Genomic DNA, 10,132 nt, shown 5'->3' on the forward strand with positions numbered 1-10,132 from the left:
TTCGGATGGTCATGGGTGAAATGGTGAAGTTGTGAGTTTGTGAAATGGTGAGTGAGAATACGGCTGTCATCCTGAGCGTGCGAAGGACCTTATGCCCGCAGAACAAGTCGTTGCAACGTTGGTCGTTTTAGCGTGAGAGGGTCCTTCGTCGCCGCTTGATGCGCGGAATGCTCAGGATGACAGCCGTATTCTCACTCACCATTTCACAAACTCACAACTTCACCATTTCACTACTCACTATCCCGCAGACTGTAGCCCATGCCTACCACTGTTTGGATGAGGCGGCGCTTGAAGGGCTTGTCGATTTTATTGCGCAGGTAGTTGATGTAGACATCCACCACGTTGGTGCCCGTATCGAAGTTGAGCGCCCACACCTGCTCGGCAATGTAGGTGCGGGAAAGCACTTCGTTTTTGTGTTGCAGCAGCAGTTCCAGCAACGAAAACTCCCGCGCTGTGAGGCTAATTTGGGTGTCGCCGCTCCGCACTACCTTAGTTAGGGTGTTCAGCTCCAGGTTGTCGGCTTGCAGCAGGGTAGGGCCGTAGTCGGGGTTGGCGCGGCGGGTGAGCGCCCGCACGCGGGCCAGCAACTCCTTGAATTCGAAGGGCTTCACCACGTAATCATCGGCGCCCAGGTTCAGGGCTTCCACCTTGTTGTCGGTAGTGCCTAGGGCCGTAAGCATGAGGATGGGCACGTGCACGTTGCGCCGCCGAATCAACTCGCATAGCTCATAGCCATTGAAGATGGGTAGGCTGATGTCGAGCACAATGATGTCGTACTGATTGCTCAGCGACATCAAATGACCCGTTTTGCCGTCGAAGGCCACATCTACCTCGTACTCTTCCTCCTCGAATCCCTTTTTCAGGACCGTGACCACCTTCAGCTCATCTTCTACCAATAGAATCTTCATAGGCTAGCTACAGCTACAATAGCAAATAGGCGATACTAATCTGCAAAACACTGACTATCATCGCCACATGACTTCCTGACAAAGGTACGCGGTAGTGGGAAGTCTAACATTAGAGGGCCATTAGAGTTGCGCGCAGAAGATTTTGGGGCAGAAGAACCGGCCGTTGGCGCCAACCGTCGTTACTGCCCAGGCGGCGTCAGCTCTTGCAACAAGCCCCGCAAATCCTGGTCGATCAGGCGCACCGAGGCCTGCAACTCGTTCAGCATATCGGCCCGCAGGTGCAGGGCGTTGGCGTCGTAGTGCCCGCCTCCACCGAAGAGCAATTCCAGCTGCGCCCGACCCTTGCGGGAGTCGGGGCGCTCCAGCTGGCCGTAGTGCTGCCAGCGGCGGCGCGCATTGTGCGCCAGCGACGATTGTCCCTGATTGCTGAATGCCGGTTCCGTGAGCACATACCACACCGCCGGCGGGTAGGCACTCGACTGCGGCGCTTCCCGCCAGATATCGGCCAGCAAATTGCGTGGGTGCGTGAAGAGCACGGTGGGGTTTGAGGTGAGCGTGAGCACGCCCAGCACGGCCGTGGCCAGGCCGCCCCCAATGCCAAAAGCATACTGCCCCGTGCGCCCCTCTAGTACGGTAGTGGCAATGCCCGAAGCCGCCCCCACAGCAATGGAAAGCACCGTGAGGCGCTGCTCGCGCCGGCTGGTGTGCTCGGTGAGGTAGCTGGCTACCTGGTCGGCCCGCTCGCCCTCGCAGTCCAGCTCGGCGGCCACGCTGGCAATGGTGGTAGAAAGGAGGAGCAAGCGGGTTAGAATCCGTTGCTGCTGGGCCTGATACTGCTCGCTACGGGCATTGCTGGTGGGCGTGGCGCGCTCCAGGCGCACTAGCTCGTGCAGCTGCGGCAGCACCCCGGCCGCATTGGCTAGCAGCAAGCTGCGCTGCGAAAACCGCTTCGTTAGCAGGCTGTCGCGCAGCAGGGGCTGTAGGTTGGGTAGGGGTAGGAAAGCCGGGTCGTCGGTAATCAGGTGGGGCGGGTCGCAGTAGCCCGCTTCCACGCGCAACGACTGCCCCGATTGCCGCGCGCCGGCGCAGGCAGACAGCAGCACCGCTACAACTAGATAGCGCAACGCACGCGTAGGAGCAGAAAATACCATAAGCTTAGTGGAAGTAGCAACACATACGGCCCCGGTTACCGAAGCGGCGCTTGCAGCAGCACAATGCTGTGCCCGGCCACGGTGTAGGTGGTGGTGCCAGAGGGTAGGGCCCGCTTCTGGTAGCTGACCACGTTCGTGTCGGGCGTTTGCAGCGTGTTCATCGATTCTAGGGAAGGAGCCGTTAGCTCGTGGGCCGTCCAGCTGCCGGTGGTAGGCGCGTCAAGCCGGATATCGGTGGCTTGGCCGTTGGGCTGCACAATGGCCACGGTAAGCGCCTTGCCGTCGGTAGAGGCGGCCACATCCAGATGCTCCGCGCCTGCAATTGTGACGGCCACGCTGGTAGGGCCACACAGCTTGCGGTACAAGGCCAAGGGGTAGTAAATGGTTTGGCAGATGCTGGTCGTTTCGTTGGTCATGATGGGGGCCAGCACGTTCACGGTCTGCGCCCAGGTAGCCAGGCCAATAGCTGCCGCGTGGCGCTGAAACATGTTCAGGAAAGCCGCCACACCCAGCGCGTGGTTCCAAGTGTAATCCATTTCCAGCTTATAGGCCCCGCGGCCCCCGGCTTCCCAAATGCCCCATTCATCAATGGCAATCTTCACCGGCTGCTGCCGCGGCGGAAAGCGGTACCACTTGCTGAACGCTTCAACGGTAGCCGGAGCATAGGCCTTAATCTGGACAGCAGTGGCTTTGATGCTGGCTCCCATGGCCGCAATGGAAGTGAACAGCGAGGCCGGGTCGCCGGGCTTGGAGCTGGCGTAGAGGTGCAGCGACAGGTAATCGCAGATGGGGTGCAGCTCCTGCAAGATCTGCTGATTCCATTCGGGCTTGTCGCCTACCATAATCAGCTGGATAGACGGGTCTTGCAGCTTCATCAGCTTGGCGTAGTACCAGGCTTTTTTGATATAGTCCTGCGGGTTTTGCAGGGTACCAGCGTCTTCCTTCGCGGCCTCTTCATTACCCAGGCCCCAGTACCGCACCTGGTAGGGCGCGGCGTGGCCGTTTTTTTGGCGCTGGGTGGCGTAGTAGGTGCCCGTGCCGTTGCAATATTCCACCCACTCGGCGGCTTCCTCGGCCGTACCCGTCGACATATTCACGGTCAGAAACGGCGCTGCCCCCAACTGCTGGCAGTACTGCATAAACTCGTCCGTACCCACGTGGTTGTTGTCGAGCCCGCCCCAAATCAGGTTTTTGCGCACCGGCCGATGCTTGCCCACGCCATCTTTCCAGTGATAAATCTTGGTGACGGTGCCGCCAGGGTAGCGCAGCAGCGGCGTCCGTAGGCCGCGCACTTTCTCTAGCACATCGGACCGGAAACGGTGCTTGCGGTCGTCGTAAATGCCGCCGTAGATAGCCCTGCCCAGGTGCTCGATGAACTGACCATAAATAAGGGGTGATATTTCCCCCAAAGACTGATCCGGGCGCACCGTGAGGGTAGCAGTGGGCGCACCCCATACGTACTTAATAGGCCCTGGAACCATGGTGCCGAGCAGGGCACCCGTGCTTTGTTTGATGAATCGTCTTCTCGACGGCTGCTTCATGCTTTTTTAGAGGCTATTTAAGTTAGCTAAAAAGGTATGTAGAACGATGTAGAGACGTATACTTACGTCTCGTCGTTGAACGATTACGGCCACGCGGTGCGGACGACGAGACGCAAGTATGCGTCTCTACACCGTTCCTGACTAGTTCAAGCAGGAGCTTCTTAGTTAGTCGGAGTAGGGTAGTGTAGTGCTTGAACGCGCCAAGTTACGCCGGCTGGTGTGGAGGGCAAGAAGTTGGGGACGGATACTGGGTTTCACCGGGTTGCTCAACAACGGTGCTTTCCCCGTCGCCAAGAACAGCGTTGTATCTTTGCCCCCTATGCTATCCGTCAGAATTCCTTCCGTCCGCGACTATTTTCCCTACGAGCCTACCCAGGATCAGGCCCTGCTTTTTCAGAAGCTCGATGTGTTTCTGAAAGATGAGCTGCCCGGCCGCAAGGCCTTTGTGCTGCGCGGCTACGCCGGTACGGGCAAAACCACCGTAGTAAGCGCCTTGGTGCAGTGGCTCCAACAGCGCGGCCGCAAGTACACCCTGATGGCGCCTACCGGCCGCGCGGCCAAAGTAATGAGCGTGTACTCGGGAGTAGCGGCCAGCACCATCCACAAGAAAATCTACCGGCAAACCGGCGGCGCGGCCTCCGACCGACTCAACTTCCAGCGCCAGCCCAACCGCACCGCCGACATGCTCTACATCGTGGACGAGGCCTCCATGATTTCCGATGAAAAGGCGTTCGGCGAAAACGGTCTGCTCGACGACCTGTTGGGCTACGTGTTCGAGAAGCCCACCAACCGCCTGCTGCTCATTGGCGATACGGCCCAGCTGCCGCCGGTGGGCCAGCTCCTGAGCCCCGCCCTCGACCCCGAACTGCTGCGCCACCGCTTCCGCGCCGCCGTGGATTCGGTGGAGCTGCGCCAGGTGATGCGCCAGGCCGAGGAGTCGGGTATTTTGGTGAATGCTACCATCCTACGCGAGGAACTGCGCGAGGAAGCGCCCCATATTCAGTTCTTTACCAGCGGCTACCGCGACATTTTCAAGATGGGCGGCGACAAGCTGGAAGACGGTCTGCGCTGGGCTTACAAGAACTTCGGCCACGAAAACACCACCATCATTTGCCGCTCCAACAAAAACGCCAACCAGTACAACCAGTACATCCGGCGCATTTTGTTTGAGGCCGAGGACGAGATTGAGTCGGGCGACTACCTGATGGTGGTGCGCAACAACTACTTCTGGCTGCCCAACGACTCGGAAATGGGCTTTCTGGCCAACGGCGACTTCGTGCAGGTCACCAAAATCGTGCGGCGCACGGAGGAGTTCGGGTTTCACTTTGCCGACGCCCGCGTGCGCTTCGTGGACTACCCCGACGAGCCCGAGCAGGAGGTGAAGCTGCTGCTCGATACCCTGCATACCGAAAGCCCCGCCCTACCCGCCGACCGCAACAAAGCCCTCTACGACGCCGTGGGCTTAGATTACGCCCACCTCACCACCAAGCGCGATAAGTCGGCGGCCCTGCGCAAAGACCCGTTCCTGAACGCCTTGCAGGTGAAATTCGCCTACGCCCTCACCTGCCACAAAGCCCAGGGTGGCCAGTGGCAGGCCGTGTTCGTCGACCACGGTTTTCTGAAAGAGGATATGGTGAACTCCGAATTTGCGCGCTGGCTCTACACGGCCATCACCCGCGCCTCGGAGCGGCTGTTCTTGTTGAATTTCAACCAGAAGCTAATTGCTGATGTGAAGAGTGAAGAGTAGGGAAATGGTGAAGTTGTGAGTTTGTGAAGTGAAAAGCGTCTGTCATCCTGAGCCTGCGAAGGACCTTATGCCCGTAGAACGAGTCGTTGTGACGCCTGTTGTTCTTGCGTGAAAAGGTCCTTCGCTCCGCTCAGGATGACAATGCATCACCACATCAGCACATTAACTCATCAACACACCAACCTTTCTGAACTTCAGCCGCCCTACCTTGGTTACACCCCCAAACTGGCAAAGTTCTTGGCTGTCAGTGCGAAAATCTTAACTTTGTTCTACGCTACCTACCAAACGTTCTAGCATCATGAAAAAGATACTCTTCCTTGCTTTGTCGCTGTCGATGGCTGGCTTCGCGGCTCAGGCTCAAACAGTTGCCCCCGCCAACGCCCAGGCTAAAGTAGCCGGCCCCAATATTCAATTCGAAGAGTCGAAGTACGATTTCGGCTCCGTGGCGCAAGGCGGCATCGTAGAACACACCTTCAAGTTCAAGAACACGGGCACCGCGCCGCTGGTGATTTCCAACATCGGCGTAAGCTGCGGCTGCACCACTCCCGACTGGACCCGCGACCCGGTGATGCCCGGTAAAACCGGCTCCGTAACGGCCAAATTCAACAGCGCCGGCAAAATGGGCATGCAGAACAAAGTGCTGACCATCGAGTCGAACTCTGCCGCTGGCAATGCCATGGTATCGTTGGTAGGCGAGGTGAAAGACGCCGCCGCCATGACCACTTCTGCCATGTCTACCGATGGCAAGGAGAAAGTCAAAATCGGCGACGCTAAAATGAAAGCCAAGAAGAAGTCGTAAGACAACTGCTTGCGGTTACCAATGGCCCGGCTCAGAAATGAGTCGGGCCATTTTTGGTTTCTGTCGTGGTAGTTTTTGCGTATACTGCCTCACACTCCTTCAACTTCTTAGCTATGGAACAGAACACCCGCGAAGCCCTCGTAGACCACTTAATCAGCCTGCTAACAGAGGCTAACGCCCACATCACCTTTGAAGAAGCCTGCGCCGATGTGCCGCTGCTGGTCTTCAATAGGCACGTGCCGGAAATGCCGTATACCATCTGGCAATTAGCTGAGCATGTGCGCATTGCGCAGTGGGATATTCTGGAATTTTCGATGCAGGAAACGCACGAGTCGCCCAAGTGGCCCGATGGGTACTGGCCCGCCCGCGACGCCAACGCCACGGAGGAGCAATGGCAGCAAACGCTCACGCAAATCCGGGAAGACCGGGACCGGTTCATCGCCCTGCTGCGCGACCCCGCGCAGGATCTGCTGGCGCCCATTCCGCACGGCACCGGCCAAACGCTACTGCGTGAGGCCCTACTCATTGCCGACCACACCGCCTACCATACCGGCGAGATTGTAATGATGCGGCGGCTTCTGAAAAACTGGAAGTAGGAGGCTGGGCGCCCCAGTCAAGGTAGTAGCGACGACGATTTGGCTGCGTTGGTGGCGGGCGGTGCTTTGAAAAACAAGCGGTAAAAAGGTAGTAACCAGCCTTTCTCAAGCAAGAAGAAAAGAATGGTGCACAGCACAGTGGTAGCCATGATAACGGCAAACACAATGGTTTGAATAGCAGCGCCCGTAGCCATGCCTCGCTGTAAGGGTAGGGTAGCCAACACGGCCGCACCCAGTCCCTTCGGAATCAGAATGCTCATCACCGACTTGTCTAACACAGGCGTGGTGGCATCGGCTGACAGCCACACCACCGGGATGCGCACCAGAAATAGTAGCACCGTGAAGCCTACCCCGAGTAGGAGTAAGTTGATATTGTCGAAAACAATGGAAGCACCCACGTACACGAAGAAAAAAGTGCGTAGCAAAAACACGATTTCTGCGAAAAAAACCTTTTCAGCCGCTGTGAGCTCTACCTGACGCGGCGTAAAGTAGTGGGGCAAGGGCTTAGGGCGCAATAGCGCCACATTGCCCAGCGTGATGCTGAAAAACAGCACGGCAATCGGACCGCTGAACTCTAGTAGCTCGACCAAGCCGTACAGAATAAAAACGAAGGCGGGCGTAGAGAAGCTGGTTTTGTGCAGGGTAGGAATTCGGTTCAGCAGTACCGACCACAAGTAGCCACCACCCACGCCCGCTATTACTGCTACCACGGGGGAAGCCAGTATATGGTCGAAGATAGTACGAGCCGTCAGCGCTGAGCCCGTGTAAAAGCTGATAAGGGCAATAGGAATAGCCAGCGTGTACACGTCGCTCAGTGCCGATTCCATGACCAGGGTAGTCGTTGTGCGCTCCTCTACGGCCGCTTGGCGGGCGAGGGTGGTCACTACTGCCGAAGAGGTTCCTCCCAAAATAGAACCCAGAATAAAGGAACTGAGCACATCGAGTGGGGTGAACAATTGCGCCAGACCCGCTATGAGTGCCGTAGTAACGATAAAGTTGAGCGTGGTGAGGGTCAACGTGCCCCGGAGTGCCGCCCGCAGCTGTTCGAAGCGCACTTCCAGGCCGCTTTCAAACAGAATGAACACCAGCACCACGTTGCTGAACACACGACCGGCCTGCCCAAAATCTGCGGGGTTTAACAGGTGCAGCACGGGCCCCAGCAACACGCCCACGAGCAGCAGACCCAACACATCCGGAATGCGGGTGCGCTCAAACAGCTGCGCCAGGTAGTGCCCCAGAAAGATGAGGAAGCCCAGTAAAATAATAAGAACAGGAATGGTCATGTAAGCCGATAAGCCGAGAGAAGAGGTGGCCTGTAAACAGCCGTGGTAGGCTTCTACGCACAATCTGATTCGGTGGCGGTGTGGCAGTGTTCCGAGTCGGTTGTCATGGTTGGAGTTCCGCTCCTTATCTTCCTCGCCAAATCCCTCTTCCTATGCTTGCACGACTTCTACTTCTTTCAGCCACTGTCTTCGCCGTGTCGGCCCACGCGCAAACCACGTTCACGCCGCAAGTCAGCGAGTATATTAAGGTAAAAGCCAGCGTGGTAGCTATTACCGACGTGAAGCTCATCGACGGTACCGGTCGGCCAGCGCAGGCACACCAGACGGTGGTGTTTCAGGAGGGCCGCATCACGCAGGTAGGCAAGGCCGGCAAAGTGAAGGTGCCGAAGGAGGCCGAAATTATCAGTGGGGCGGGCAAAACGTTGCTACCGGGCTTCGTGATGCTACACGAGCACCTCTACTACACTATGCCGGCAGGCAGCTTATTCAACATTGCCGAGATGCCCTACTCGTTTCCGCGCCTGTACCTGGCTGGAGGCGCTACCACCATCCGCACGGCCGGCAGCGTAGAGCCGCAAACGGACCTGGCCATCCAGCGCCTGATCGGGGAAGGCAAGCTCATTGGGCCGAGCATCGACGTGACGGCGCCCTACATTGAGGAGCCCGGTATGGATATTCCGGCCCTGAACACGGTGCACGGCCCCGAAGACGCCGCCCGCACCGCCACCTACTGGGCCGATCGGGGCTGCACGTCGTTCAAGATGTACATGCACGCCACCCGCGCCGACCTGGCCGCCGTGGTAAGCGTGGCGCACCCGCGCCACCTCAAAATAACGGGCCACCTGTGCGCCATCACCTACCGCGAGGCCGCCGAGTTGGGCATCGACAACCTGGAGCACGGCTTCATGGCCAGCTCTGATTTTGAGCCCAACCACCAGCCCGATGTGTGCGACTACCCTACCTCGCACCGCGGCCTGCAAAACTTGCCCGAGAACAGCCCCGAAATGAAGGAACTGATTCAGTTTCTGATCAGCAAGAAGGTGGCCCTCACATCCACCCTACCCGTGTTTGAGCCCTACACCGGCCGCGAGGTGGTGCTGGGTGGCGGCTTAGAGGCGCTGATTCCGCAGCTCCAGGAGCGCGAGCAAACCACCTGGCAGCGCAACCAGGGCCGCGACTCGGCCAGCGCGGCGCTGTTCAGAAAGGAAATGGCTTGGGAAAAGATGTTCTACGACGCCGGCGGCCTGCTGGTAGCCGGCACCGACCCTACCGGCGCCGGCCGCACGGTAGCCGGCTACGCCAACCGCCGCCAAATAGAACTGCTGGTCGAAGCTGGTTTTACGCCGGTGCAGGCCATCAAGATTTCGACTCTCAACGGTGCCACCTACCTCGGCCGGGCTGCCCAAATCGGCTCTGTAGAAGTAGGCAAGCAGGCCGACCTAGTGCTGGTGGCTGGCGACGTGGAGCAGGACATCCGCCAGGTGCGCAACACGGAACTCGTGTTCAAGCAAGGGGTAGGGTTCGATTCGAAAAAGCTGTTTGAATCCGTGAAGGGGAAGGTAGGGCTGAACTAGCTGGCAGCACGAAGCCCCCTGCACGACCGGTTGTATTGGCAACTGGTCGTGCAGGGGGCTTCGCATTCGTAGTGTGGCCGCCTACAGTTGCCGAGCGGCCAACAACAGCGTAATCCAGCCGGCAATAAACAGCAGACCACCCAGCGGCGTAACGGCGCCCAGCCATTTGATACCCGTGAAGCAAAGCACGTACAACGACCCGCTGAAAATCAGGATGCCGCCCAGCCACAGCCCGGCCGTGGTGCCCAGTAAGCGCAACTCGGGCCGCACGTACAGCAGTATGCCCACTGCCAACAGGCTCAGCGTGTGGTAGAACTGGTAGCGCACGGCGGTTTCAAACGTGTCGAAGCGGCCGGTGGCTTCCAGCATCGTGCGCAGGCCGTGCGCGCCAAACGCGCCAATGCTCACGCCTAGGGCGCCAAGCAGGGCGGCAAGTTGTAGAATAAGTCGGGCAGTCATGTTGGGAGAGTTGAGTTGTATGTGTTGAATATTGAGTGGGGAGAGCGTCATTTCGACCAGCGGGAGAAACCTCG

Annotated in this window: 9 protein-coding genes; 4 read left to right on the top strand and 5 right to left on the bottom strand. The window is 58.4% G+C overall.

Annotated features, from left to right (window positions below; genetic code table 11):
* Positions 1-230: 230 nt before the first annotated feature.
* From KYK14_RS20435 to KYK14_RS20445, 3 genes are all read right to left on the bottom strand, one after another.
* On the bottom strand, positions 231-908 hold the full coding sequence (locus tag KYK14_RS20435) for a response regulator transcription factor (protein ID WP_219161560.1): 678 nt from the start codon (positions 906-908) through the stop codon (positions 231-233).
* Positions 909-1,087: 179 nt separating this feature from the next.
* The gene (locus KYK14_RS20440; RefSeq protein ID WP_246601961.1) at positions 1,088-2,059 is read right to left on the bottom strand and encodes a hypothetical protein; all 972 of its coding nucleotides are present in this window, start codon (positions 2,057-2,059) and stop codon (positions 1,088-1,090) included.
* Between the two features lie 35 nt (positions 2,060-2,094).
* Positions 2,095-3,600, bottom strand: a complete 1,506-nt coding sequence (locus tag KYK14_RS20445; protein WP_219161562.1) for an alpha-L-arabinofuranosidase C-terminal domain-containing protein — start codon at positions 3,598-3,600, stop codon at positions 2,095-2,097.
* A 319-nt stretch (positions 3,601-3,919) separates the two neighbouring features.
* On the opposite strand from KYK14_RS20445, the gene KYK14_RS20450 reads away from it, so the two are divergent.
* From KYK14_RS20450 to KYK14_RS20460, 3 genes are all read left to right on the top strand, one after another.
* A complete protein-coding gene (locus tag KYK14_RS20450) occupies positions 3,920-5,347 on the top strand; it encodes an ATP-dependent DNA helicase (protein ID WP_185283012.1) in 1,428 nt (475 codons plus the stop codon).
* Between the two features lie 298 nt (positions 5,348-5,645).
* Positions 5,646-6,146 (top strand): DUF1573 domain-containing protein, encoded by a 501-nt coding sequence (locus KYK14_RS20455; RefSeq protein ID WP_219161564.1) that lies wholly within the window; start codon positions 5,646-5,648, stop codon positions 6,144-6,146.
* A 113-nt stretch (positions 6,147-6,259) separates the two neighbouring features.
* Positions 6,260-6,742 carry a DinB family protein gene (locus tag KYK14_RS20460; protein WP_219161565.1) on the top strand — a complete coding sequence of 161 codons (483 nt, stop codon included), beginning with the start codon at positions 6,260-6,262 and terminating at the stop codon, positions 6,740-6,742.
* Positions 6,743-6,759: 17 nt separating this feature from the next.
* Here the strand turns inward: KYK14_RS20460 and KYK14_RS20465 are convergent, their stop codons facing one another.
* Entirely contained in the window at positions 6,760-8,025 is a 1,266-nt protein-coding gene (locus KYK14_RS20465) for a cation:proton antiporter domain-containing protein (protein WP_219161566.1), read from the bottom strand.
* A 152-nt stretch (positions 8,026-8,177) separates the two neighbouring features.
* On the opposite strand from KYK14_RS20465, the gene KYK14_RS20470 reads away from it, so the two are divergent.
* Positions 8,178-9,599 carry an amidohydrolase family protein gene (locus tag KYK14_RS20470; RefSeq protein ID WP_219161567.1) on the top strand — a complete coding sequence of 474 codons (1,422 nt, stop codon included), beginning with the start codon at positions 8,178-8,180 and terminating at the stop codon, positions 9,597-9,599.
* Positions 9,600-9,680: 81 nt separating this feature from the next.
* Here the strand turns inward: KYK14_RS20470 and KYK14_RS20475 are convergent, their stop codons facing one another.
* On the bottom strand, positions 9,681-10,058 hold the full coding sequence (locus tag KYK14_RS20475; RefSeq protein ID WP_219161569.1) for a DUF423 domain-containing protein: 378 nt from the start codon (positions 10,056-10,058) through the stop codon (positions 9,681-9,683).
* Positions 10,059-10,132: the final 74 nt, after the last annotated feature.

This window comes from Hymenobacter profundi, from assembly GCF_019334315.1.
Classification (GTDB): Bacteria; Bacteroidota; Bacteroidia; order Cytophagales; family Hymenobacteraceae; genus Hymenobacter; species Hymenobacter profundi.